We start from the raw sequence: 25,531 nt of genomic DNA, 5'->3' as shown, positions 1-25,531 counted from the left end.
ACTAGTCTTTTAATATATTTACCAATTTATAAACATTCAAAACAATGATTTTCCTTCTTCTTTGCTTTATATTTAATATAATCATATAAAAAAGATATTAAACAGATAATCCATACATTTTCATTTTCTTATATAAACTTGGTCTACTAATTCCTAGGACTTTAGCAGCATCAGATTTATTTCCATTATTATTTGCTAATGCTTCTTTAATCATTTTTTCTTCAATAATTTTAATTTTACTATCTAAAGTCATAGAATCTTCTATTTTAAATACACTACTTGAAGTCGAATCATAAAGACGAGATGGAAAATGATGTGGCAATATTATTAAATCTGAATCTAACATATTTATAGATCTTTCAATTATATTTTCAAGCTCTCTAATATTACCTGGCCAAGAATAGCTTTCTAAAATTTTAATTGCTTCTTTTGAAATTCCTTCAACGTAAATTCCTAATCTTTCTGCAATCTTCTTCCTAAGATAATTTGCTAAACTCTCTATATCCTCTTTTCTATAACGAAGCGAAGGAAGTTCAAGTCTAATAACATTTAATCTATAATAAAGGTCTTCTCTAAACTTTCCGTTTTTGACCATATCCTCTAAATTTTTATTTGTAGAAGCAATAACTCTCACATCTATTTTTTCAGTATCATTACTTCCTATTTTTTCTATTTCTTTATCTTGAAGCACACGAAGTAGTTTTGATTGAAGAGAAAATGGCATATCTCCAATTTCATCTAAAAGAATTGTTCCCCCATTAGCACTTTGAAATTTACCAATTTTACCATCGCTATTTGCTCCACTAAAAGAGCCTTTTATATATCCAAAAAGTTCAGATTCAAGTAGTTCTGATGGTATAGCTGCGCAATTTATTTTTACAAATGGCGATAGTTTCCTTTTACTTGCATTGTGAATTGCATGAGCAAAAAGCTCTTTTCCAGTTCCACTTTCACCTGTTATAAGAACAGTTGAATCTGTTTTTGCAGCTTTAATTGCCACATTTTTACTACTATCAATAATCTCGCTTTCTCCAATAATATCATCTATTGAATAGTTAGCTTGCTTATTGGGATTTAGAATTTTTTTATAGTAATCTACTTCTTTTTCAAGATTTGATAGTTTTTTGCTTAGAGCATAAAAATCTTCAATATCTTTAAACATAACTTTTCCAATTGCCCCAATTATTTTATCGTCTTTCTTTATGGGAATCCGCATGGCAACAACTCTATTATCTTTTATTTCTTGAATTTGTCCAACTTCTTTTATACCTGTTTTAACAACTTTATCAAGTCTTGTATTTTCAATAACTTCTGAAACCGGTTTTCCAATAACATTAGTAACTTTTAAAAACTCTTTATAACCTTTACTCATCATAGTAATTCTTGCATCTACATCTACAGCTACAAACCACTCGTTAGTAGTATCAAGAATACTATTGAGCATCTCAATATAATTTTCATATTCTTTTACTTTCTTTTCTAAGTTAATTTTATCAGTCATAATTGCTCCACTTTAAATGTAATATTAAGTAATATAATCCACTTCAAAATTATACCACAATTAATCATTTTTACTAGCTATAATGTTTTGTTAATACAAAAGAATGTTTTATTTACATAAACACTCGTAAATAAAACATTCTTTAATTTGCAGCATTTATTAAATTAAAATATAATTTACTGATTATATTTTATACTTTTAGCATTTTCAATTTCATCAATTAAATGAGGTACTATTTTGTGAACATCACCCACAATACCTATATCTGCAATATCAAATATTGGAGCTGAAGCATCTTTGTTTATAGCAATTATACATTCTGATTCTTCCATTCCTGCCATATGTTGAATAGCTCCAGAAATTCCAAGTGCAAAATACACATTTGGTCTTACAGTTTTTCCTGTTTGTCCAACTTGTCTATCATGATCAAGCCAACCTGCATCTACTACTGCTCTTGATGAGGAAACTGTTCCTTTTAATACTCCTGCAAGTTCTTCTAACTTTATAAATGCGTCTTTATGACCTATTCCTCTTCCACCAGAAACTAAAACATCAGCATCTTCGATATTAATTTTTTCTTTAGTCTCTTTTGTTACTTCAAGAACTTTTACTTTAAATTTAGATTCATTAAATTTAATATCAACTTTTTGTATTAATGATAAATTTTCTTCGTCTTTAAGTGGCCTTTTCATAACCCCCGGTCTAACTGTTGACATTTGGGGTCTATTATCAGGGCATGCAATAGTAGCCATAATATTTCCACCAAATGCAGGTCTAGTCATCATTAATTGCCTATCTTCTGATACCTCAAGTTTTGTACAATCAGCAGTAAGCCCTGTTTTAAGTCTTGCTGATACTCTTGGTGCAAGGTCTCTACCAATTGAAGTTGCACCTATTAGAACAACATCAGGATTTTCTTTTTTTATAATTTCAGTTAAGGCCTGTGCATATGGTTCCGTTGTATATATATCTAGATTTTTATTATCTACGTATACAACTCTATTCGCTCCATACATGGATACTTTTTTAGCAAGATCTTCATTGTCGCTCCCTAAAAGAACAGCTATAAGATCTTCTCCCAATTCATTTGCAATATCTTTTCCTTTTCCTAGTAATTCAAGTGACACATTTTCTATAATATTATCTCTTTGCTCTATAAAAACTAAAACACCTTTATAATCTTCAAAATTCATAAAGCCCTCCTATATATAGTATTTTTCAAGTAATTTTTCAACTATAATCTTTGCCGACTCTTTTGGAGGAAGTTCATAAACTGCTCCAGAAGCTTTTATACCTTTTGTAAATGATTTTTTTACTTTTGTTGGAGATCCTTTTAAGCCCATTTGTTCAACATTTGCATTGATATCTTTAAAATTTAAAATTCTGATCTCTTTTTCTCTATATGCATCAAGTATGCCTGAAACGGACATATATCTTGGTTCATTTAATTCACTAAGTGTAGTTATAAGACAAGGAAAATCAACACCTAACATATGGTATCTATCTTCAAATGATCTTTTTAATACTAATCCATTATTTATTTTTTCTATTGAAGAAACATAAGATACCTGTGGGATATCCAAATGTTCTGCAATTTGAGGTCCTACCTGAGCAGTGTCTCCATCTATTGCTTGTCTTCCAGTTATTATCAAATCATAATCCAATGTTTTTATAGCATGCGCAAGTGCAGTTGAAGTAGCTAAAGTATCAGCTCCTGCAAATACTCTGTCAGTAAGTAAAACAGCCTCGTCCACTCCCATAGCAAGAGCCTCACGAAGTGCTTTTTCTGCTTGAGGAGGTCCCATTGTAACTGCTGTTACATGAGCACCATATTTGTCTTTTAATACTAATGCAGATTCTAATCCTGATTTATCATCTGGATTAATTATACTTGGTACACCATCTCTTATTAGAGTTCCTGTTTTAGGGTCAAGTTTTACTTCTGTAGTGTCAGGAACTTGTTTTATACAAACAACTATCTTCATTTTTTTCCTCCTATTTTTTGCATTTACCTTAAAATATAATTACTCTAAGTAAGACTCATATATTTTATTTACCTTAATAAAGCTGAACTAATAACCATTTTTTGAACTTCTGAAGTTCCCTCATATATTTCAGTTATTTTAGCATCTCTCATCATTCTTTCAATTGGATATTCCCTTGTAAAACCATAACCACCATGAAGTTGTAAACACTTCGTTGTAACTTCCATAGCAGTTTCAGATGCGTAAAGTTTTGCCATAGCTGCATCAACTGAATATCTTTCCTTTTGGTCCTTTTTAAATGCAGCTTTATATACCAAAAGTCTTGCAGCTTCAACTTTTGTATTCATATCTGCTAACATAAACTGTGTATTTTGAAACTTAGAAATTGATCTTCCAAATTGTTTTCTTTCTTTTACATATTTAACTGTTTCATCTAACGCACCCTGCGCTAGTCCAAGCGCCTGAGCTGCAATACCGATTCTTCCTCCATCAAGAGTTTTCATAGCAATTTTAAAACCTTGACCAACTTTACCAAGTAAATTTTCTTTTGGAACTTTGCAATTTTCAAATATAAGTTCACAAGTTGCTGAACCTCTTATACCAAGTTTTAATTCTTTTTTACCTACACTAAATCCTTCAAAATCTTTCTCAACAATAAAAGTAGATATTCCTTTTAGACCCTTTTCTTTATCAGTCATAGCAAATATAATATAAATATCTGCATAACCTGCATTAGTAATAAATATTTTTGATCCATTAAGAATATAATTATCACCTTCAAGTACCGCAGTTGTTTGCTGAGCTGATGCATCCGTACCTGCACCCGGTTCTGTTAATCCAAAAGCTCCAAGTTTTTTTCCACTTGCAAGTGGAACTAAATATTTTTCTTTTTGCTCTGGATTTCCAAATTCATATATTGGAGCTGCTCCAAGTGAAGTATGTGCCGAAACAATAACTCCAGTTGTACCACAAAGTTTACTTAATTCTTCTACAGCCATCGCATACATAATATTATTACCGCCTTCTCCTCCAAATTCTTTTGGAAAAGGTATTCCTAGAAGCCCAAAGTTACGCATTTTTTCAACTGTTTCTTCTGGAAATCTTTCTTCTTCATCAACCTCTGCTGCAATCGGTTTCACTTCATTTTCTGAAAAATCCCTGTACATCTGACGAAGAAGTACGTATTCATCACTTAAATTAAAATTCATTTTATCCTCCAATCCATATCATTCAAATTAGTTAATCGTTTAACAATTATACATGCAATTTTTATGCCACATCTATATATTATCCCGCTTTTTTTCAAATCAAATTATTTCTTTTTTACATAGCTAATAGGCTTATTTAACTCTAAACCAAGTAAAAATATATTATTATTAATCACAAAATATTAAAAATCATTGTAAAATACTTTTACAATGATTTTTAATATTTTGTGATGTTTTTGTCAAACTTTAACGTACACAAGGGAGTTCTCTCTGTGTAAAAAAAAATTACATTGTAAATTGTTTTTACACCATATTTTCTTTTATCATCTCAATAAATTTTTTCGACGCTTTTGATAGGGGGATATTTTCATTATAAATGATGCCAATATCAATACTAGGCAGATTCATATTTAACTTTACTTCCACTAAATCTCCACTACTTAATTCTTTTTCTACCGCCATGCTATTTACAAATCCTAATCCTACTCCCATTTTTACCATTTCAATAATTATATCAACTGAACCAAATTCCAGCTGTGGTTTGAAATCTATTTTTTTTTCTTTAAAGTAATTATCAAATATTTTTCTAGTTGTTGATTTTTCTTCTAATGAAATAATTGTGTGTTCAAATAAATTTCCACTATTAATTATTTTGTTTTCCATAAAGTCTTTTGATACTACAATTAAATTTTTTATACTTTTAATTTTCTTTACATTTAAGTTTTTATATACAATACTAGGATCTATATTTATAACTGCAAAATCAAGTTCACCTTTTTCAACTAAAGTTTTAGATATTAGAGATGGTCTATTATTGATACTTATTTTTATATTAGGGTAATCTTTATAGAATTTTCTTATATAATCCATTAAATAATACCTACTTACCGTATCACTTGCACCTATATTTATATTTCCTCTTTCAAGAGAATTCATATCTATAATTGCTTTTTCTCCATACTCGAATAATTGAAGTGCTTTTTTTACATATTCATAAAGAATCTTACCTTCCTCAGTATGAGCCATTGACTTTCCACTTCTATAAAACAGTTCAACGCCTAGTGCTTTTTCTAAGTTTTTTATTGATTGACTTACCGATGATTGGGAAACAAATAAACTCTCACCTGCTTTAGTATAATTCATAAATTTCGATGCATAATAAAACACCTTATAATAATCATAGTTAATATCCATAATAACTCCTTAAGTTTTTGCTTTTATATAATTATATCTAATTCTAATTATAAATCAATGTAGTATTTTATAAAATAAAATATCAAAATAAAACGCTTTCTAATATCACCAGTTCAAGTGTTTTTATTGTACAAAAATTCTATTTCACCGCAAAAAATTTGTCGAATTTTGTACTGAAGTGCAATTGTTTCAATAACTTAACACGCTGTTATTAATTTATTACTACATAAGTGTTTCGTTTTAAAACTAATGTGTATAAATAATATATAAGTAATAAAGTTTGGATATTATTTTTTAAAAGGAGGTCATTATGGGATTCATTAAACTAAACAAATTATCGAGTAAATTTATTATTCCTATTGTTCTTGTTTCAATTATTATATTAGGTTCGTTTTTAATTTATAATATTTCTGAACAATCTAAAAGCGAAGTCGCTGCATTGACAGAAAACGGTAACGCTCTAGTAGATCTACTTGAAACCGCTGGAAAAGATTCGCTTTGGGATTATAGTGAAGAAAATATCAAAAATATTTCTGATGCAGTTGCAAAAGATAAAGAAGTCGCGATTGTAGCATTTTATGATGCTAATTACAAGCCTATGTACGTACTTGATAAAAAAGGAAAATCACCTGCATATGATGATAAATATCTTAGAAATTTCCCTAGTGAAATAAAAGATAATAGATTTGCGAAAACTATTATGCATGGAGAAGATGTTGCGGGATATTTAGAAGTTGTTTTATCTGACTATTACATTAGAGAAGATATTAAAAACTCTATTATTTCTACTACAGTACAAAACGGAATTATTTTAATTTTATTAATAATTCTTATATCACTTGTTACAAAACTTGTTATTAAATCTATAAACACTTTATCTGATGCAACTAACGTAATTGCTAGTGGTGATTTAACTAAGAGAATTGAAGTAAAATCAAAAGATGAAATTGGAATGCTTTCTAAAAAATTTAACGATATGACAATTAATCTATTTAATTTAGTATCAAAATTCAACAACACTGCTCATACGCTTGCAGCATCATCTGAAGAACTTGCTGCATCAGTTGATAACTCAATCGACATTGTAAAAGATATTTCTCATAACACTTCTGATATTGTTAATATTACAAAAGGACAATCTGAAGATATAAAAACAATAGAAACTTCCGTAAAAAGTATTACAGAATTTTTTGAAGATGTTACTTCTAGTATAGATGACGTTTCAATTGCTTCAATTGAATCTTTTAATAAAGCAAAGGAAGGAGAAGAATCTATTCAGCGTACTATAGAAAACGTTGAACAAATAAATTCAATAGTTGTTGATGCTGAAGATATTATTAACGGACTTTCAATAAAATCGCAAGCTATTAATAGTTTTGTTGGATTAATTAATGATATAACTAGTCAAACTAAACTTCTTTCACTAAACGCTTCGATAGAAGCTGCTCGTTCTGGTGAAGCTGGTAGAGGTTTCGCAGTTGTTGCTGACGAGATTAAAAAACTAGCAGATCAGTCCGACGGAATAACTCATCAAATTTCAGATTCTGTAGATGAAATTCTACTTGCGATTTCAGAAGCTGTAGAACATATGAAAAAAGCTCCTAAAGCCATTGAAGAAAACAATAGAACCGTGAAAACTACTGTTAAATCACTAGAAGAAATTATGAGTTCAACTCAAAATACTTCTGATAAACTCTCAGTTATTAAAGGAAACACTCATTCACAAAGAAAACATGCAATAGAAGTTCTCGAAAATATCGAACGCATTACTGAAAACTCAAAAGTTTCAGTAAAAGAATCTGAAAATATTCTTGATAGAGTGATAGAACAAGAACAAATAGTTGATGAAATTTCAGGTGCTTCAACAGATTTAGCAAAAATTGCAGAAGAGTTAATCGAAGTTTCTGCGACATTTACAATTTAGAAAGGAGGTTATAAAATGAAAAAAATTTTCGCACTGCTTTTAATTTCTATTCTTGTTTTTACAGGATGTTCGATAAAAGATAATGGCTTTACTAGAGATTTACTCATAAAAAATCAAACCGTAAAAGCAAAAGAGGTAGCTTCAACATCGAGCGATACATCTTCAAGTGATACTTCAAGTGATACAGTTAAACGTGAAAAGTTAGTATTTGCAATTGGTGAATGGGCTCCTTACGTTTCAGAAACAATTGACAATCAAGGATTTACAACTGAAATCGTAAAAAAAGCATTTGACGAAGTAAATATTGATACGGAGTTCAAATTTTACACATGGGCAAAAACTCTAAAGGAAGTTAATAGTCATAATTCTTTTGCAACATTTCCTTGGTCCTTTAACAAAGATAGAGCTAAAGATTTTCTATTTACTGATCCAATAACAGTAAGTGAAACAAAACTTATGTATTTAGATGGAGGAAATGCACCAAAAGATTATACCGATATTAAATCACTTAAAAAATACAAAATTGGTGGAGTTAAAGACTACTCTTATGTTTCACTCTTTGATAAAGAAAATATAGAAATTGACATTTCTTTAAAAGAAGATGAAGCAATTAAAAAATTATATAATAAAAGAATAGATTTACTACCAGCAAGTCCTCTTGTAGCACACGATTTTATTACAAAAACTTATCCAAACGAGATTGAGAAATTTAAATTTTTAAAAACCCCAATTGAATCACTCGATATGGGCCTGTTAGTTGATAAAAATTACCCTAATGCAAAAGAATATATTCAAAAATTTAATGAAGGTTTAGCTAAACTTAAGGCAACTGGCGATTACGACAAAATTCTTCAAAAACATGGATATGGATTTTTGGTTGCTGATAAATCAAGTGTTGATGTAAGTAGCACATATGCTTCAATCGATCCAATAACTATTACAACTGGTGAATATGCACCTTTTGTTTCGGAATCTTTATTAAATCAAGGTTTTACATCAGAAATTATTAAGAGAGCCTTTGAACTTACAAATGTTAAAGTTGATTTTAAATTCTATGCTTGGGCGAAAGCAAAAGCTGAAATAGAAAATAAAAATGCATTTGGATCTTACCCTTGGAGTATAACTGATGAAAGAAAAGCTAAATATGCATTTACTGATCCAATTGTTAGCTCGACTTCTTCTTTCTTTTATTTGAAATCGAATAAAAATATTCCTTCCGGTTTAGATTTTACTACTTTCAAAGATCTAAAAAAATATAAAATTGGTGGCGTAAAGAATTTCTTCTATGTTGATCCTCTAGAAAAGGCAGGAATAAAAGCAGATTTAGCTGATAAGGAATCAGATTCAATGAATAAATTGATAAACGGAAGAATTGATTTATATCCTGGTGACGTATTAACAAGTTTAGATTTAATGAAATCAGATTTTAAAGATCAAATTGACAATATTGATTGGTTTAAAACACCATTTTCTACAACAAATTACGCCATAATGATTTCAAAAGATTATCCTAATAATGAGGAATATATAAAAAGATTTAATGAAGGATTAGCTATGATGAAAAAATCTGGAGAATTCCAGCAAATACTTGATAAGCATGGATATGGTTTTTTGGGAAAATAGTTTTATAGACTAATTATGTGGGTAGCTCTATATTTGCTACCCTTTTTACAAAATGGAGGCTATTATGAATAGAAAATTTAAGATAATCACTATTTTTTCATTATTAACTATCTTATTTTTGGCTTTATTAATTATGTCTTCATATGCAAAAGAAATAAGTCACAACAATATATTTACACTTGAAGAAATTACCTGGCTTAATGAACATCCCCTTATAAAAGTTGCTCCTGAGCACGACTATGCTCCAATTGAATATTATAAAAAAAATGAATTTGTAGGTCTTTCAAGAGATTATCTTGATTGGATATCTAAAGCTTACAATATAAATTTTGAATATGTATATTACAATACTTGGACTGATATATTAAATGTATTAAAAAACAATGAGGTAGATCTTCAAAGTGCAATTGTAAAAACTACCGATAGAGATAAATACTTATCATTCACTGAACCCTACGCAAATGTACCAAGTGTAGTTTTAGTGCGTAAAAATTTCGATAAAAATTTAAATATTGACACGTTATTTGACTATAAAGTTGGATTAATCAAAGACTACGCTGTTGAAGAATATATTAAAGCTACATATAAGCCTAATAAACTTTATGAGTATACAGACATTAAAGACTCATTAACCGATTTATCACTTGGCAAAATTGATGCTCTGGTTCTTGACTTAGGACAGGCATCTTACTATATACAAGACATGGCCATATCTAATGTGATTATTACTAATGAGGTTAAAATAAATTTTGATTATAAGCTTAGATTTGCAACTCCAAAAAATAATAAAATTCTTGTATCAATTCTTAATAAAGCCCTTAAAACAATGCCAAATTCAAAAAAACAAGAATTACTTAATAAATGGATTTCCTTAGGTAATTATAGTTGGCTTTCCAGCAATCTAAAAAAAATTTTAACATACCTATTTTTTATCGTTATAGTATCATTTTCTACAATAAGTATTTGGACTGTATTACTTAAGAAAAAAGTAAATGAAAAAACAAATGAATTAAATGCAGAGCTGAAAAATAGTAAAAGAATAAGTGAAGATTTATCTAATCTTACAAATCATCTAGAAGAACTTGTTAAAGAACGTTCAAAAAGTCTTACTGTTGCAAATAACAAACTTTCTATTTCGCTTAAAGAATTGAAGAAAAAAGAAACCGAACTAGTTAATAAAAACAAATTACTCAACGAACAAATAGCTGTTATAGAAGAAACACAAATGCAACTTGTAGAATCTGAAAAACTAAACGCGCTTAGTAGACTCGTAATTGGTGTTGCTCACGAACTAAATACACCACTTGGAAATAGTATAACAACAATATCTTATTTAAATTTTATTATAAAAAAATTACACGATTTTAACCATATGAGTCGAAGCGAAACAGATATTTTTGAAGTAAATGAGTATTTAGAATCTGCAAATATTTCAACTGAAAAGGCATTAACATATTTAAATAAGGCAGCAAAAATTATTAATGATTTTAGATCAATTGCCAACTATAACTATGAATCTAGCAATGAAAATATAATAATTGATGAAAGTATAAATAATATTATCAGTATGTTGAAACATCATAAAAATTTTACTAATTATACTTTTAATTTAAACCTTGAAGCAAATATTAAATTAAATATTTCTCAAAACGTTTTATTTCAAATATTATCTGCTATAATTGAAAATGCATACTACCATGCTTATAATGAATCAAAAAGTGGAATTATTGATGTTATACTAACAATGAATGAAGTATCAAAAGAAGTTAAACTTGTGATTAAAGACTACGGAAATGGAATGCCCAAAGAAATTGAAAACAAAATTTTCGAACCATTTTATACCTCACAAAGAGGAAACAGATATATGGGAATGGGTCTTTATAGCGTTTATAACATTGTAACCGGTGTTCTACATGGCAAAATATTAGTTGATTCTAAAATAAATGAAGGAACAACTTTTAAAATTATTTTTAATGCAGAGTAAATAATATATCTGAGGAGTAATAATGAATAATAAAGTTAAAAAATTTGAAAGTGAAAATCGTTTAAAAGAACTTAATGTAAATAAAACACTAAATAATTTAGGAATTAATAAAGATTCAAATTTTCTAGATTATGGAGCTGGAACTGGAATATTTACAATCCCAGCTTCACATATCTCTAAAAATACTGTTTTTGCATATGATATTAATGAAGATATGTTAAAAATTATTAAAAATAAAATATCTAAAAATGGCCTTAAAAATATTAAATTACTTGGAAAGGAACATGAATTACTAAGTATTAGTCCAAATTCAATTAGTGATATTTTATTAGTAACAGTCTACCATGAACTTAAAAATGTAGAAAATTTATTTATGCATTTTGATAAGCTTTTAAATGTTGATGGAAAAGTTCACATCATAGAATTTCACTATAAAGAAACACCATCAGGGCCTCCGCTTAACCATAGGATTTCAAAAGAAAAAATACTAAATGAATTTAAAGAAAATAATTATAAATTATATAAAGAAATCAATTTAGGCGATAATTATTATTTGGTTACTTTTACCAAATAATAATTGCCTTTTTTTAAAATTTCATCACTCAATCACTTTTGCAACAACTCTACAAGGAAGACCTGTCATATCAGCATAATTTACTGGATATGTATTTGCTATAAAATTAAGGTATTTTTTAGAATTAAGTACTGATTTTAAATTACAAATAAGGTATTACTTTAACTGTGATATCAATAAACATTTTTATCTCCTTTAGTCTAACCTCTTATAGAGTAATCCAATACCTATTAGTAGATCCATCACTGCACTCTATCAAATTTTCAAATACTCCGCCATTATTAATTATGGTCTTTACCGATGCAATATTATTTTTATCACATGTAACTAATACTTTTTTTATTTTTAATTTTGTACATTCCTTAAGAGCTAAATTAAGCATTTCAGTAGCAAATCCTTTTTTTCTCTCAGATTTTCTTACACTGTAGCCGATATGTCCCCCACATTTAAGTAAGTAATCATTTAATCTGTGGCGAATATCTATCATTCCTACTAATCTATCACTGTCACCTATTAATGCTAAATATGTACTTGCTGGAACTAATCCTTCTCTTACGGTATCTTCATTCAAGTTATCTAAAATAGCGCTATACCATTTTTCAAATGTATCATAGTTGGCTAATCCAGCAGTACCATCCATACTATCGCCTGCTTCAATAAATTCTTTTTTATATGCCATTATTTGATCTTTGTATTCTAATGATGGTAAAATCAATTTTAACCTACTCATCTTTTCCTCCTCTTAATTTTCGTAACTGCATTGTAGTTTATAAAAAAATAAAAGTACTATTTATTTAAACTTTTAATATATTTCAAAATCTTCTCTATTTTCTTCTTTTAGAAATCATATCCTTGTAATCCCTCTTCTTCAAGAACATCCATCACCTTTGATATCATTGGAACAATAAATTTATTTTCTTCGCCATCAACATTGATAACTAAATAATTTGGAATGGAATTATATATAAAACGCGTTATTGCTGAAGTATTTTGTTTTTTCTCATAAAAAGTGATTCCATTCTTTGACTCTAATTTTATCTCCCTTGGTGCAAAATTACTAACATGAGGTTTAAATAACAATTTATTTGTACTAAAATAAAGCACTCCTCCCATTAAATGAAACTTGGATTTTATATATATACATGGCAAATATAAGTCGTATTCTTTTTCAAGACTTTTTACAAGTTCATCTTTAATTTGCCTCTTATAAATTTTTTTCAAACTATTTTTTCTTATTGGAACATGCAACAAAGTAAATATTGTTGACCACAATAGAGTCCTAAATACAATTGAGCAAAAGCCAATAAGTGTAAAATCATCGCTTATATTATGAGATATTAAGTCGACAACTAAAATAGCAACAAAACACATTATCAAATTCATCATTAAAAAATTCATTTTATTAATATCTAAGGAATCCATTACACATATATCATATTCTTCATTACTAATTATTTTTTTCATTTTATTCCTTTCTTACATTACAATAAAAACAATAGATATTTTTCTTAATTATCTATTGTTTTTATATATTTTTAAGTTAAAATCGTAACATATATAATTCATTGTACTATATTCACAATCAAATTACAATATAATTGTCTTTAATTCCAAATTTATGTAAAAATATATCAAAGTAAATATTAAATAAAAAAAACCTCCACTAATCGTAATTAATTGCACATCATTAATTACTTTCATGAAAGATTTATTGGAATTTTGAAACGTTGATAAAAGAATTTCTAAGATTCAGAGGGAGTTTTTACTCCCACTGAATCTTAGAACTCTAAAAAGGTCCATTATTAATTATATCTATCTGCATATCAAGATTTTCTTCTGAGAATGTGTTTACCAAAACCATTGGCAATAATTATGGCTGCGGCAATGGCTAGTGATACCATAAATGATTCAAATCCAACTTCTGCTGCACCACTATAGTTTTTTTCTATAATTTTTAACATTGTATAATATAATCCATAGCCAGGCACTAGTGGTATAATGCCAGGAATTATATAAAGTGTTACTGGTTTTTTTCTTATAATTGCTAAAATTTCCGCAAATATACCTACTATAAGTGCACCAAAAAAATAACCAAGCATTGACGTACTTGAAATCATATCAATATATCTATAGGCGATATATCCAGTTCCTCCAACAATGCCTGTAAAAATAAGTTCTTTTCTAGGTATATTGAAAAGACCTGCAAAGCCTACTGAGGAAAGAAATGAAAAAAGAAAATTCATTAAATCACCTCCATAAAATATAAAACGCCAAGTACAGAACCTACTCCAAACGCTATTGAGGTTGCGACCACAATTGCTTCCGTCATTTTCCCCATTCCAGAAACTAAATCGCCATTTAAAATATCTCTAATAGAATTCACCATAGCAACGCCTGGAACAAGTGGCATAATTGAACCTACTACTAAATAGTCCATTGAAACTTTTAAAAATATAGCACTCGCAGTAAACGAAAGCAATGCTACTAAAAAGCCTCCAATTAAGTGTTTCATATAAAGACCAACTTTTATACGGCTTAATATACTTGAAACAATAAAACTAATTATAAATGCTAAAAAAAATTCAAGTGCAGTGCTTTTAAATAAAAGTGTAAAAAATCCTCCACCCATGCCTGCAAAAATACTACTTAAAAATAAAGAATATGAAGGTGCATCTTGTATACCTTTAATTCTTTTTAAAGATGCTTCATAATTAATTTCTTTATTAATAAATTCTCTTGAGAAAGTATTACATAAATCTATAATTTCTAAATCAATTCTATTTACAAAGGTTCTTCTTACAACTGTAAACTCTTCATCTTCATAAGAGGCTGAAAGAAATATTCCTGTAGGAAGAGATAATACATTAACATTTTCTATCCCTTTTGATTCACACATTCTTCTTATTGTATCTTCAACTCTATATGCTTCTCCGCCATTCTCTAATATAAGTTTTCCAATGGATATAGCGATATTTGTTATCTCTTTTAAATATTTACTCATCTATTCACCCACTAAACACATTTTAATATATTAATATTGTACCACGTAATTTACGAATATTTTTTTTACAGAATTATTAAATAATAGTATTAAGTAGCTTAATTTTACTTATTGAAATATTTGAACAAAAACATAATCATATATTTTGATAAACTTTTTTATCTCCTATTAGAAATGCATTTTTAGGACAATTATTAACACATTTCATGCAAGATTCACATACTTCATTGTTTATAGTAATTTTACCTTTTATGTCTGAGATAGCTTGAACTGGACAGTTTCTAATACATTTACCGCACAAAATACATTCATCATGAACTACAGATATATTTTTGCTAATTTTTGTCCAAACATATCTTTTTTTCGATATAGCTCTCATTGCATCAGAAATAACTGGAATTCTACTCCATTTTGTTTTTTCTTCTATTAAATCATTAACAAACGATGCTGCTGTTTTTAAAGCCTCGATATTTTTTTCTCTGCCCGCTTGTACTTTTTTACTTTTTCTTTCCATACTACTTGACATTTTTATTTCGATTGCACCAACTGTTATATATCCTTTTTCAATCAAAATCTTTTTTAGGGGTCCTACTATACCTCCTGAAAAAGATTGTAGTGTATCAACCATAAATATTTTTTGATTAGATACATTTGGAAGCTCATAAATAAATTTCCACACTAAAGGAAATGTTGATTGAATTGCTACGGGAAATAATAATCCAATATAATCATATGATTCTTTTTCTATATTGCTTTTTTCCGCTATATTCACGAGCTTACATTCATAGCCTTTATCAATAAATGTACTTTTCATTTGCTTTGCAACTTTTAGTGTATTACCTGACCCAGTAAAATAATACATACATACTTTTTTCATATAGTACTCCTTCTTAATAAGATTATAACTTTTTCTACTATTAGCATATATTGTTTACTGCATCACGTATTGGAAAAAATCATCATATTAATCAAAATTCTTAATCATATTTTTAAGGGTAATTTCAGAAACTTCATTTAATTCCTTAGGTGTTTTTAAAGTATATTTTTTACATGAATTTATAAAATGTGATTGATCGTAAAAAAATGACATAGGATTATTCGACATTACACTGTGATGAAAACGTATTAAATTACAATATGCTTTTGGAGTCAATCCAATATTTTTCTTAAATTGCCTTTGCAGAGTAATTACTGAATATCCAAAATTCTTTGCCAAATCTGCTATTATTAAATTGCCATCATTGTCATCGATAAATTTAATTATTTGATTAAATTTTTGAATGCTTTCATCATCATTAATATTGCAATTAAGTAAATCTTCAATTTTATCAAAAATTTCTGAGGGTTCCTGACTCATATTTTCATCAATAATCTTAATTAATCCTTTCATTAAAGTAATATCCTTTAAATTTTTACAATCAACTATAGAATTAAGATGCAAACTATGTGACATACCAAAAAACATCAAGATAGAAGTTGGTTTAATAGCCATACCTATTTGATGTATATTCCCATTATAAACTACTTTTATTGGTTTAACGAATTGTCCAAACAAAGAATACTTTGGAGGAATTATTTCTTTTTCATCAATAATTAATTTATAACTTTCACCTATATTAAATACTATGTGTATATGTCCAGTTGGCATAATTATATCTGATCCATCATGCGAAGATATATCGACAAGCCAAAGTTCATCTACGTAATTTCCAAGTATACCTTTTGGTTTTCTCCGTTTAATCATATGTCCTCTTTTTTATTAGTATAATGCCTAGTATGGATACCCATATCATTTCACCATCAATAGCTGCATTAATCTATCTTTACTTACTGCTAACTTCAAAACAATCTTAATTAATTGACTTCATTCTTTCATTTAATTCTTTTAAGTTTTTAAATCTTCCTTTAGCAATATCCTTGTCAAGTTTTCTACTTTTAAATGATATAAATAATTGATCTAAATCATATCCAACTGGATATAAAACTTCTGCTCTTTGATCTAAAGTAACACGATTTTCCATAATTTCAGTGTACTTGCCATTTTTAAAAATTACCAATGTTTTTTCTTTAAAATTATGGTCAAATATTATACTATGTTCACCTGTTTCATTAACAATAATTCTATCACCTTTACAATACACCATTCTTGTTTCATCAATTTCTGAATTTTGTTTTATCAGTTCCTCTACACGATTCTTTTTCTTAGAAAACTTTGTAATCTTACCCGACTTAACTATTTCATGAGTCGAATTAATCTTATTAACACGATCAATAATTTTATCTGGTAAACCTAACTCTTTAGAAATCCAAAGGGCATTACTATTACCTGCAACTCCAATTAATAATCTATAAAGAGGTTTCAAAGTCTCGCGGTTAAAATCCATCGAAGCATTCATAAATCCATCATGTATTTCACTATATTCTTTGATTTTACTGTAATGGGTACTTGCTAATGTAATCGATCCGCGGTTATATATTTCTTCAAGTATTGCAATTCCAAGCGAAGCACCATCTTTAGGGTCTGTACCACTACCAATTTCATCAACAAGTACCAAAGTTCTACGTGAAGACTTTCTAACGATATTAACCATGTTTGTCATATGACCTGAAAAAGTAGACAAAGACTGTTCTATACTCTGCGAATCGCCTATATCAACTAGGATTTGCTTAAATATCGAAATACTACTCCCTTTTGCAACTGGAGGTAAGATACCACTTTGAGTGAGTAAAACCATAAGTCCAACTGTTTTAAGAGTAATCGTTTTGCCACCAGTATTTGGGCCAGTAATTATTAAGGTTCTATAATCAGTCCCTATTTCAATATTTAATGGTACAGCTTCTTTACCTAACATAGGATGTTTTGCCATAATTAAATTAATTGTTTCATCATCTTTTATTTCTATATCGTTTCCCTTTATTTCAACCGAGTATTTTCCTTTTGCCATAATAAAATCATACTTACCCAGTACATATATGGCACTTTTTATTTCATTAATATGTTCACCAACTGACTCTGATAGACTCATCAAAATCTGATTACATTCTTCAAGCTCTTGAGCTTTTAACATAATAATTTCAATAGTTAGATCTTTAATAGAATCAATTTCTACATAAATTGTTGATCCTGAAGCTGAGGAATCAATAATCGTACCATCAACAAAGTTCCTATATGATGATTTGATAGGCACCACATATCTATCATTTCTATGGCTATAGAAATTCTCTTGTAAATATTTTTCGTTTTTACTAGCAGATAGAAATTTATTAAGTCTATCAATTCTCTTACTATGCAAAGCTTCAATTTTTTTTCTAAGTTTACTTAGAGTAGTGCTTGCTCTAGAATGTACCATAGAACCTTCTATACAAAACTCAATATCATTTTCAAGTGTCTTAAAAGTACCTAGACCTATGGAGTAAGAACATAGGATAGGTGCAATATACTCATATTTTTCAATAGATTTTTTTAGATTTCTTATACATCTCAAGAAATCTGAAACCTTTAAAAGTTCTTCTGCATATAAGAATGAACCTTTTTCAACTTTACTGATATATGGCCTTATATCACTGATACCACCTAAACCTAAGCTCCTACCTTCTTTAATTATTTTTACAGCTTCTTTAATTTCATTATTATTTCTAAGTATTACTTTAGGATCAATAGATGGAAACATATTTTCTACTAAATTTTTTCCTAAATTACTTGATGTATATTTTTTTACTGATTCTTTTACTTCGTTATAGCCAAGTAAGTTCAACATTTTCTCGTTATTCATTTTCTTTCACCTCGTTTAATAATCTTTGTATTTAGATTACAAACAATACACCAAACTTGATGTTTACCATCAAGTATTTATTTTTTTATATAAAAAGGCCGTGATTAAATTTAATCACGGCCTAAACATTCCGAATAAACAAATCCTCTGCGCGCTGAAAAAACAACACTAAAAGGATAGCAAACTATAACTATAGTCACAAGGAAAGTATGATAATGGCTGTTCATAATCTAATAGTTAATAAAGATTTCTTTCAAATATATCTATCACTTTTGGTATACACTTTAGAAATCTAAATATTCATTTACTATTAATTACGACACAACACTCATAAAATCCCTCCTGATTGAATTCCCTTTATTGGGTATCTTAAGGTTAGCAATTTTTTTTAAAATTGTCAACAGAATTTTGATTTTTTTTATATATTTTCAGCAATTATCCATAATATTTTTTTATTTAATGATATTCTAATATTAAGCTAAATAATTTTTCTTCTAACAATTCATTTGTAAAGGTGTATTCAAAAACACACAAATTTCTCTTATATTACAACATTTTTATTAATTTTTTTATTTCTTCTTCATTCAATCCTAATGCAATTAAAAATTTTCTGTGATCATCCTTAGATTCCAAATCAAAATTTCGATGCCACTCTAACATTTCATCATGTGAATAACCTAATTTCAATAATAAAGAAGTCCAAGAATTTCTATCATAAAGTGCAGAATTATCTGATTTTATTTGATCTATTAAAACAGACAATATCATACTTTCTTGCATTTTTAACAACTTAATATCCTCTTGAATTTTATTTAATCTATTATTCAAAATTATGGTTACATCGTTTACCTCCAAATCGAATAATTTAGAAATATCATCTAACGGGATACCGGCTTTCTTATGATGCATAATAATTCTTAAACGTTCAACATCTGAATGTGAATAAAGTCTATAATTACTTTCACTTCTTTCTGATAGCTTAAGAAGTCCTATTTTATCGTAATATAGTAGGGTACTTCTAGAAATTTTAAATTCTTTTGATAATTTACCTACTGTATACATAAAGCCTCCTTAAGCTTTAAATTTATTTCAACATACTTCCATTCTTAAGATAATAATTCATAGAATTTTCCCACAACTTCATATGTTCTTCAAAACTCTCTTCTCTGTTATCTTGATGCATCTTATCTATCACATTATCATTAATGGCGGTAAAAGTATACGTTATATCACAATAAATCATTTTTTCATCATTATCAAGTAAATCAATATCAATTATCACTATCATTTCATCCTGAATAAACTTAACAAATTGAATCTTATAATCATTGATATCATATTTTGTCATTACCCATTTATAACTACCAAAATCATTATCTGTCTCAAATATGCACCCTTTTTCAGCAAAACCACTTTCTGAATAAATCATCTTGTAATTCCAACCATTTAGCCATTCACGTTCTCTTACAGGACACAGTAAAGTCATAACTTCTTGCTTATTTCCATAAATCGTTTGTCTAAACTTTCTTTTTATTCGTCTATTATTTTTCATAATACCTCCCATATTTTTTATTAGTAACATAAATTCAACACAACTAATCATGAAAAACATCATACTATTACATATATCAGTCATGTTTTCATCTTGATACTTTAAGGATAAAGTATCAACCTATAGACAGGTCAAGAAGTTTTAAAAGTTTTACTTAAAAAAGTTAATTTTTGAAATGCTCATTACAAAAGAGTTTTAATGATTTAGGTAAAATAGACTTAAAAATTTACAAAAGGAAAACCAATATTTTTAGCAGATACATCACTAATTAAGACATTATTTTTAACTACTAAAAATATGACTAAAAAAATTGACATTAAAGCTAAACAGTTCAGATCAAATAAAAATAAGCTATTCATTTTAAATGATAGCTCAGAATCTTAAAGAATTTTTTAATTTTTTCATAGTTATTTAGACTTTACATAAATAATGTTATACTCTCACCTTCTCCGTATAACTCCCTAACATGGAAAGCGTATAATCTTTCGAAGCCCATATCTGACTATATATTGGGTTCAAATTTTCTGCTTTTACTCTCCTGACTTTGGAACATCATTTAACTAAAAAAATGCTATAATCACTTGAAAATCAAGGTTTATAGCATTTTTAAGTTTTGTGCAAAACTCACTACATTTTATTAATTATTTTTGAAATTGTATCCTTAAATGTAATACTATCTTTAAATTTAAATATATTCTTATTTATATCACTTTTTAATAACTTATCTGATATCATATACAATTTGTCTATTCCATAATCTATTTCAGCTAATTTAAAATTTGATAATCCATTTATTATTTCATGTGTTGATAATTTAATTTCAACCTTCTTTAATTTGTACTCCAATAATCTTTGAAGGACTAGGGCTACATAACAAACAAGGAAATGTGATCTAATACGTCTTGATTTAAAGTGATATACAGGTCTTGCTTCTATGTTCGTTTTTAATATCCTAAACGATTCCTCAATTTTATAAAGTGACCTGTATGCTTTCATAATCGATACTGGATCCATAGCTAACTTGTTTGTAACTATATAAAAATATCCAAAATTTTCTCGTTCTGCTGATATTTTTCCTTCATCTATTTCTACTAGTATTTTTTCTTTAGGATTTTCAGTAGCTTTGTAATATCTACTCTTTGATTTGGCAGTTGCATTTTTTGTGAAGTCTTTTAAATTTTTCTGAGCCTTTTCAATTGTCTTTTTTTGCTTAATCATTTCACGTTCTTTGTATAAATCAGAATATTTCTTGATTACCAACTCTTTATAATTTTCACCTTCATGTGAAGCTGTTCGAATAGCTGTGATATAACCACTTCTATATTTAGAATCTTTCCCAGATGTAATATTCCAAGTTTGATCAAACTTTGTCTTTTTAATTTTATCAGGAACTGAACTAGACTTTGAACCAACAATATAATTTAAACCTTTGTCTCTAATCATCTTTAGATTTTTTTTTGAGTTTAAGCCTCTATCTGCAACAATGACAATATCCTTTATTTTATAATTATGGAGGACATCATCAATAACCTTTTCCATTGTATGAAGTTCATGTTCATTTCCTCTAAATAGCTTATATGAGATTGGAATCCCATCAGAATCAATTAATAATCCCATTACTACTTGTGTTTCATTTCTTTTATTGTCTTTACTCATTCCACGTTCTCTAAGTTCATCTTCAATAAATGACTCAAAGTAATAAGTTGTGCAGTCATAAAGAGCAAATGACATATTTCTTTCTGGTATAATTTTATCTATAGTTTTATTAAGATGCTTAAATAATTTGTTTTCAGTCAATTTAAAATTCTCATCATACGATTCTGTAAGTACATCAATCTCTTGTAAAGTATTGTTGATATTTGATTCTAGTATCTTTTTAACTTCATCATCTACAGTTGATATAAGAGCATTCATATCATTAATAACTGTACATTTTTCAGATAATTCTTTTGATTTATGTTTATTAAATCCAGAAAAAACATCTAGACTTGAGTAAATATTGTCATTATTTATGAAACTGAAATCATAAAGAAAATCATCTTTTCTTTTAGCTACTTCATGTTTACTAGCAGGATTAAATAATCGTCCTAATATTTGATAAAACATCATATCACTAAAGTTATACTCTAGTTTAGAGTCTTTAGTTAATTTGTTAAAAAATCTAGGTAACTTCAACTCATTAAAGATTGATAGATATGGTAAATAGCCAATATTTTTATTATTAAGAGAAAGCTTTTGATTAGCTATAAAATCTTTAAATGATTTAAATCCTTTAGCTTCTTTTTCGAACCTAATCATTTCTTTTAAATCAACCTCTGCTTTAGCTAAAGCTTTTTTTCCTTCTTTTGAATTTAAGTCATGTGAACCATAGCTTTTAATCATTATTTTTTTTGATTTTTTAGTTTCAGGATCTCTAATCCCTTTAGCAATAGAAATATAATATTTTCCATTTCTTGATTTAGATTTACTAATATACATACATATTCTCCTTTATATATATTATACATCATTTCTTTCCTCACGGCAAGTTGTGAGGAAAGAAATACAAAAAAATAATGAGAAATATTGAAATATCAACAATAACTCATTATTAGTTGCAAATTTATGTTCCAAAGTCAGGATTTAGGTAAAATAGACTTAAAAATTTACAAAAGGAAAACCAATATTTTTAGCAGATACATCACTAATTAAGACATTATTTTTAACTACTAAAAATATGACTAAAAAAATTGACATTAAAGCTAAACAGTTCAGATCAAATAAAAATAAGCTATTCATTTTAAATGATAGCTCAGAATCTTAAAGAATTTTTTAATTTTTTCATAGTTATTTAGACTTTACATAAATAATGTTATACTCTCACCTTCTCCGTATAACTCCCTAACATGGAAAGCGTATAATCTTTCGAAGCCCATATCTGACTATATATTGGGCTCAAATTTTCTGCTTTTACTCTCCAGGGCCACCTAGTACTATCAGAATCATCGTAATACAGGTCACTTACTACCCAAAAATATCCTAATAACTTTGTAGAACCTACGCCATAACATACTAATATATCACCATTTCTAACCGTGCTAGGTTTACGCTTAGAAAAATGCATTTCCATTATACCGGCATCTAGTATGCGGTTTTCTTCAAAAAGTTTATCAGTCCATCCTATCGGTTTAATAAAATACCGTACATCCGAACTCAAATCTAAACTACCTTTTGAATGCGCCGTAAATTTGTCTTTAAAGTGTTTTGTAATGTTTAACTTTGGCTTATTTTCTTTCTCCTGTGGATTAACTTTCATATAATCATCAATATCTCTTATTATTGAATCTAACTCAAGTTTGCTTAATGGCTTACTGCTTACCGTATATAAGTCGTTTAAAGCCTTATCCATCATATGTGTATGTGTATCTGTTATTTCAATGCCCCACTCATGATTCATAGATAAGCCCCTTACAGTGAAATTAGCAGATGTAATTATTCCTGCAATTGGCTGATTTTTCTTCAAAGCTATATAAAGCTTACCGTGAAGAGCATTATCGACCCGTATTTCAAAATCTACTGAATTTTGCATACATGATATACAAAATGAATGAAGGGTATTAACCTTCTTGAATAAATCAGGAGAATTATCCTTTAGCGTTATTATCAAAGTGATTTTACTAACATCTATAATTGAAATACCGTGTATGAACTCATCAAAACTCTCAGTTAAAAGCGGACTCACTAAAACAAGATGGTCAGCAGATGTCAGCATACTTTGAATACATATATTATGATTAGTTGATATGTTATCAATTAACTTCATCTTTCCTCCTATTGCAACGCAATGGAATGCTCTCTATATGCATCCATATACTTATCAATAAATCCATCAATATCTTCTATTGGAAAACCTGCATTTTGAGCAATCTCTCCTAATATCATATATGAATGATGTTCTTTGCCACCCTTTATATATTGACCAATTGACTGAGCCAGAACCATTTGAGTATTGAAGTCCAAGTTCGCAGTCATACCATATTGATAGTTACATGCCAACCCTGACGAAACAGATTTGCCTAGAATCACAGGTGGTAACTTCTTGCCACCCCGTAAAGTGTTCATGATTGTAATGTCAAAAACCTTCTCATCAATTTCCAACCAAGAGTGGTCAAATACAAAGTCAGCTATACCCACTTCTCCGGTCTTAATTACTGGTTTATATCCCTGTTCAACTAACAGCATATATAATACTGCTGAAATCATATGACAACCACCTTGAAATTGATGGTCAACAATAAAATCATAGGCCCCTAACAAGATTGTCTTTACTCCAATCTCGCAGTCATTTATATCAATACCATGTCGCCATGTTGTTTCCCAATTAAGGCAACACTTCTTGTATTTCTTGCCACTGCCACATGGGCACGATTCATTCCTACCTATACTCATACAATTATCCTCCTACTATTAGCTACACCAAAGCACTTCACAAATCAACAATTCATGAATCACAAGCCTAACTCCACTGTAAACTTTATTCGTAAAAGTCATATATCTATATTCCCTATCATTCAACACTCTCCAGGGATATACAATTTGACCATCGGATCCAAGAATTATACTTTCACTTAATCTGCTTCCTACTTCGGGGATAACATCTGATACAACAACACTATTGAATTTATCCAATTCTTCTTCTGAAACATCATATATAAATTTGTAGTTAAAGTGCTCAGGTTCCTCCATGAAAACATCACTCATTTCATATGCAATATGACCTATTGCTATTTTTTTTAATACTATTTCAATACTCTCATAATCATAGGTAACTTGAACCTTACCATCTGATAACAATTCAAACCCACTCTCAATTTTTTGTTTTAAACTAGGATTTTTTTGTAATTTTTTAGCTGTTTCCTCACTTATTTCGTAATCACATAAAAGATACTTTTTCAAATACTCGAGATAATGAATCAAGTACTGCTCATGTCTCGAAAACTTGTTATTGCAAGCTAAACATGCTGGGAGTATCTGAAAATCCATATTTTCAATATCCTCAAAAAAACCCTTTGTAGGTAAATGTTCTCTTGTGTCAGCTACTCCACCGCAATATACACATAGACTATTCATGCTCTTACTTTTAAAAATATAAGGGGGTTTTTTCTCATCACCATAATACTTATTTTTGTTATTTTTTATTCCGTAAATATCATTCATAATTTGCCTCTTATCT

At 28.4% G+C, this 25,531-nt stretch carries 22 protein-coding genes; 4 read left to right on the top strand and 18 right to left on the bottom strand.

Translation table 11 applies throughout. From position 1 onward, the window contains the following. Nucleotides 1–97 precede the first annotated feature (97 nt). The 5 genes from AACH12_RS03690 to AACH12_RS03670 form a co-directional block, all read right to left on the bottom strand. On the bottom strand, nucleotides 98–1,501 hold the full coding sequence (locus tag AACH12_RS03690; RefSeq protein ID WP_338536729.1) for a sigma-54 interaction domain-containing protein: 1,404 nt from the start codon (nucleotides 1,499–1,501) through the stop codon (nucleotides 98–100). 176 nt (nucleotides 1,502–1,677) lie between these two features. Further along, nucleotides 1,678–2,694 (bottom strand): electron transfer flavoprotein subunit alpha/FixB family protein, encoded by a 1,017-nt coding sequence (locus AACH12_RS03685; protein WP_338536728.1) that lies wholly within the window; start codon nucleotides 2,692–2,694, stop codon nucleotides 1,678–1,680. A gap of 9 nt (nucleotides 2,695–2,703) precedes the next feature. Beyond that, nucleotides 2,704–3,486 (bottom strand): electron transfer flavoprotein subunit beta/FixA family protein, encoded by a 783-nt coding sequence (locus tag AACH12_RS03680; RefSeq protein ID WP_338536727.1) that lies wholly within the window; start codon nucleotides 3,484–3,486, stop codon nucleotides 2,704–2,706. Between the two features lie 68 nt (nucleotides 3,487–3,554). Continuing rightward, complete coding sequence (locus AACH12_RS03675) at nucleotides 3,555–4,694, bottom strand: acyl-CoA dehydrogenase (RefSeq protein ID WP_338536726.1); 1,140 nt, start codon at nucleotides 4,692–4,694, stop codon at nucleotides 3,555–3,557. Nucleotides 4,695–4,997: 303 nt separating this feature from the next. Then, a complete protein-coding gene (locus AACH12_RS03670; RefSeq protein ID WP_338536725.1) occupies nucleotides 4,998–5,888 on the bottom strand; it encodes a LysR family transcriptional regulator in 891 nt (296 codons plus the stop codon). Nucleotides 5,889–6,198: 310 nt separating this feature from the next. On the opposite strand from AACH12_RS03670, the gene AACH12_RS03665 reads away from it, so the two are divergent. From AACH12_RS03665 to AACH12_RS03650, 4 genes are all read left to right on the top strand, one after another. Further along, a complete protein-coding gene (locus AACH12_RS03665; protein WP_338536724.1) occupies nucleotides 6,199–7,812 on the top strand; it encodes a methyl-accepting chemotaxis protein in 1,614 nt (537 codons plus the stop codon). 15 nt (nucleotides 7,813–7,827) lie between these two features. Continuing rightward, on the top strand, nucleotides 7,828–9,435 hold the full coding sequence (locus AACH12_RS03660; protein ID WP_338536723.1) for a substrate-binding periplasmic protein: 1,608 nt from the start codon (nucleotides 7,828–7,830) through the stop codon (nucleotides 9,433–9,435). Nucleotides 9,436–9,499: 64 nt separating this feature from the next. Beyond that, nucleotides 9,500–11,419 (top strand): transporter substrate-binding domain-containing protein, encoded by a 1,920-nt coding sequence (locus AACH12_RS03655; RefSeq protein ID WP_338536722.1) that lies wholly within the window; start codon nucleotides 9,500–9,502, stop codon nucleotides 11,417–11,419. Between the two features lie 22 nt (nucleotides 11,420–11,441). After that, the gene (locus AACH12_RS03650) at nucleotides 11,442–11,993 is read left to right on the top strand and encodes a class I SAM-dependent methyltransferase (RefSeq protein WP_338536721.1); all 552 of its coding nucleotides are present in this window, start codon (nucleotides 11,442–11,444) and stop codon (nucleotides 11,991–11,993) included. 208 nt (nucleotides 11,994–12,201) lie between these two features. On the opposite strand, the gene AACH12_RS03645 is transcribed toward AACH12_RS03650, so the two are convergent. The 13 genes from AACH12_RS03645 to AACH12_RS03585 form a co-directional block, all read right to left on the bottom strand. Continuing rightward, nucleotides 12,202–12,723 (bottom strand): GNAT family N-acetyltransferase, encoded by a 522-nt coding sequence (locus AACH12_RS03645; protein WP_338536720.1) that lies wholly within the window; start codon nucleotides 12,721–12,723, stop codon nucleotides 12,202–12,204. 107 nt (nucleotides 12,724–12,830) lie between these two features. Beyond that, on the bottom strand, nucleotides 12,831–13,457 hold the full coding sequence (locus AACH12_RS03640; protein WP_338536719.1) for a hypothetical protein: 627 nt from the start codon (nucleotides 13,455–13,457) through the stop codon (nucleotides 12,831–12,833). A gap of 359 nt (nucleotides 13,458–13,816) precedes the next feature. Further along, a complete protein-coding gene (locus AACH12_RS03635) occupies nucleotides 13,817–14,236 on the bottom strand; it encodes a threonine/serine exporter family protein (RefSeq protein WP_338536718.1) in 420 nt (139 codons plus the stop codon). Next, the gene (locus tag AACH12_RS03630) at nucleotides 14,236–14,994 is read right to left on the bottom strand and encodes a threonine/serine exporter family protein (protein ID WP_338536717.1); all 759 of its coding nucleotides are present in this window, start codon (nucleotides 14,992–14,994) and stop codon (nucleotides 14,236–14,238) included. The genes AACH12_RS03635 and AACH12_RS03630 overlap by 1 nt, the downstream gene beginning before the upstream one ends. A gap of 136 nt (nucleotides 14,995–15,130) precedes the next feature. Beyond that, nucleotides 15,131–15,871, bottom strand: coding sequence for an EFR1 family ferrodoxin (locus tag AACH12_RS03625; RefSeq protein WP_338536716.1), 741 nt, complete (start codon nucleotides 15,869–15,871; stop codon nucleotides 15,131–15,133). Between the two features lie 87 nt (nucleotides 15,872–15,958). Beyond that, nucleotides 15,959–16,738 (bottom strand): helix-turn-helix domain-containing protein, encoded by a 780-nt coding sequence (locus AACH12_RS03620; protein ID WP_338536715.1) that lies wholly within the window; start codon nucleotides 16,736–16,738, stop codon nucleotides 15,959–15,961. Nucleotides 16,739–16,844: 106 nt separating this feature from the next. Continuing rightward, nucleotides 16,845–18,767 carry an endonuclease MutS2 gene (locus AACH12_RS03615; protein WP_338536714.1) on the bottom strand — a complete coding sequence of 641 codons (1,923 nt, stop codon included), beginning with the start codon at nucleotides 18,765–18,767 and terminating at the stop codon, nucleotides 16,845–16,847. 546 nt (nucleotides 18,768–19,313) lie between these two features. After that, nucleotides 19,314–19,829, bottom strand: coding sequence for a MerR family transcriptional regulator (locus AACH12_RS03610; protein WP_338536713.1), 516 nt, complete (start codon nucleotides 19,827–19,829; stop codon nucleotides 19,314–19,316). A 22-nt stretch (nucleotides 19,830–19,851) separates the two neighbouring features. Then, entirely contained in the window at nucleotides 19,852–20,319 is a 468-nt protein-coding gene (locus AACH12_RS03605; RefSeq protein WP_338536712.1) for a hypothetical protein, read from the bottom strand. A 627-nt stretch (nucleotides 20,320–20,946) separates the two neighbouring features. After that, nucleotides 20,947–22,797 (bottom strand): IS1634 family transposase, encoded by a 1,851-nt coding sequence (locus tag AACH12_RS03600; RefSeq protein ID WP_338536711.1) that lies wholly within the window; start codon nucleotides 22,795–22,797, stop codon nucleotides 20,947–20,949. A gap of 373 nt (nucleotides 22,798–23,170) precedes the next feature. Continuing rightward, the gene (locus AACH12_RS03595; RefSeq protein WP_338536710.1) at nucleotides 23,171–24,121 is read right to left on the bottom strand and encodes a restriction endonuclease PLD domain-containing protein; all 951 of its coding nucleotides are present in this window, start codon (nucleotides 24,119–24,121) and stop codon (nucleotides 23,171–23,173) included. 8 nt (nucleotides 24,122–24,129) lie between these two features. Next, complete coding sequence (locus AACH12_RS03590; protein WP_338536709.1) at nucleotides 24,130–24,747, bottom strand: SEC-C metal-binding domain-containing protein; 618 nt, start codon at nucleotides 24,745–24,747, stop codon at nucleotides 24,130–24,132. 18 nt (nucleotides 24,748–24,765) lie between these two features. Then, nucleotides 24,766–25,515, bottom strand: coding sequence for a hypothetical protein (locus tag AACH12_RS03585; RefSeq protein ID WP_338536708.1), 750 nt, complete (start codon nucleotides 25,513–25,515; stop codon nucleotides 24,766–24,768). Between the last annotated feature and the right edge of the window lie 16 nt (nucleotides 25,516–25,531).

This window comes from Helicovermis profundi (genome assembly GCF_033097505.1).
Taxonomy (GTDB): Bacteria; Bacillota; Clostridia; order Peptostreptococcales; family Acidaminobacteraceae; genus Helicovermis; species Helicovermis profundi.
The sequence above is the reverse complement of the archived record's forward strand: the minus strand, read 5'-3'. Positions and strand labels throughout refer to the sequence as shown.

Bases quoted from the DNA above. Each gene is read 5' to 3' on its own strand.
- AACH12_RS03690 (WP_338536729.1), bottom strand. From the start codon at position 1,501: ATGACTGATAAAATTAACTTAGAAAAGAAAGTAAAAGAATATGAAAAT.
- AACH12_RS03685 (WP_338536728.1), bottom strand. From the start codon at position 2,694: ATGAATTTTGAAGATTATAAAGGTGTTTTAGTTTTTATAGAGCAAAGA.
- AACH12_RS03680 (WP_338536727.1), bottom strand. From the start codon at position 3,486: ATGAAGATAGTTGTTTGTATAAAACAAGTTCCTGACACTACAGAAGTA.
- AACH12_RS03675 (WP_338536726.1), bottom strand. From the start codon at position 4,694: ATGAATTTTAATTTAAGTGATGAATACGTACTTCTTCGTCAGATGTAC.
- AACH12_RS03670 (WP_338536725.1), bottom strand. From the start codon at position 5,888: ATGGATATTAACTATGATTATTATAAGGTGTTTTATTATGCATCGAAA.
- AACH12_RS03665 (WP_338536724.1), top strand. From the start codon at position 6,199: ATGGGATTCATTAAACTAAACAAATTATCGAGTAAATTTATTATTCCT.
- AACH12_RS03660 (WP_338536723.1), top strand. From the start codon at position 7,828: ATGAAAAAAATTTTCGCACTGCTTTTAATTTCTATTCTTGTTTTTACA.
- AACH12_RS03655 (WP_338536722.1), top strand. From the start codon at position 9,500: ATGAATAGAAAATTTAAGATAATCACTATTTTTTCATTATTAACTATC.
- AACH12_RS03650 (WP_338536721.1), top strand. From the start codon at position 11,442: ATGAATAATAAAGTTAAAAAATTTGAAAGTGAAAATCGTTTAAAAGAA.
- AACH12_RS03645 (WP_338536720.1), bottom strand. From the start codon at position 12,723: ATGAGTAGGTTAAAATTGATTTTACCATCATTAGAATACAAAGATCAA.
- AACH12_RS03640 (WP_338536719.1), bottom strand. From the start codon at position 13,457: ATGAAAAAAATAATTAGTAATGAAGAATATGATATATGTGTAATGGAT.
- AACH12_RS03635 (WP_338536718.1), bottom strand. From the start codon at position 14,236: ATGAATTTTCTTTTTTCATTTCTTTCCTCAGTAGGCTTTGCAGGTCTT.
- AACH12_RS03630 (WP_338536717.1), bottom strand. From the start codon at position 14,994: ATGAGTAAATATTTAAAAGAGATAACAAATATCGCTATATCCATTGGA.
- AACH12_RS03625 (WP_338536716.1), bottom strand. From the start codon at position 15,871: ATGAAAAAAGTATGTATGTATTATTTTACTGGGTCAGGTAATACACTA.
- AACH12_RS03620 (WP_338536715.1), bottom strand. From the start codon at position 16,738: ATGATTAAACGGAGAAAACCAAAAGGTATACTTGGAAATTACGTAGAT.
- AACH12_RS03615 (WP_338536714.1), bottom strand. From the start codon at position 18,767: ATGAATAACGAGAAAATGTTGAACTTACTTGGCTATAACGAAGTAAAA.
- AACH12_RS03610 (WP_338536713.1), bottom strand. From the start codon at position 19,829: ATGTATACAGTAGGTAAATTATCAAAAGAATTTAAAATTTCTAGAAGT.
- AACH12_RS03605 (WP_338536712.1), bottom strand. From the start codon at position 20,319: ATGAAAAATAATAGACGAATAAAAAGAAAGTTTAGACAAACGATTTAT.
- AACH12_RS03600 (WP_338536711.1), bottom strand. From the start codon at position 22,797: ATGTATATTAGTAAATCTAAATCAAGAAATGGAAAATATTATATTTCT.
- AACH12_RS03595 (WP_338536710.1), bottom strand. From the start codon at position 24,121: ATGAAGTTAATTGATAACATATCAACTAATCATAATATATGTATTCAA.
- AACH12_RS03590 (WP_338536709.1), bottom strand. From the start codon at position 24,747: ATGAGTATAGGTAGGAATGAATCGTGCCCATGTGGCAGTGGCAAGAAA.
- AACH12_RS03585 (WP_338536708.1), bottom strand. From the start codon at position 25,515: ATGAATGATATTTACGGAATAAAAAATAACAAAAATAAGTATTATGGT.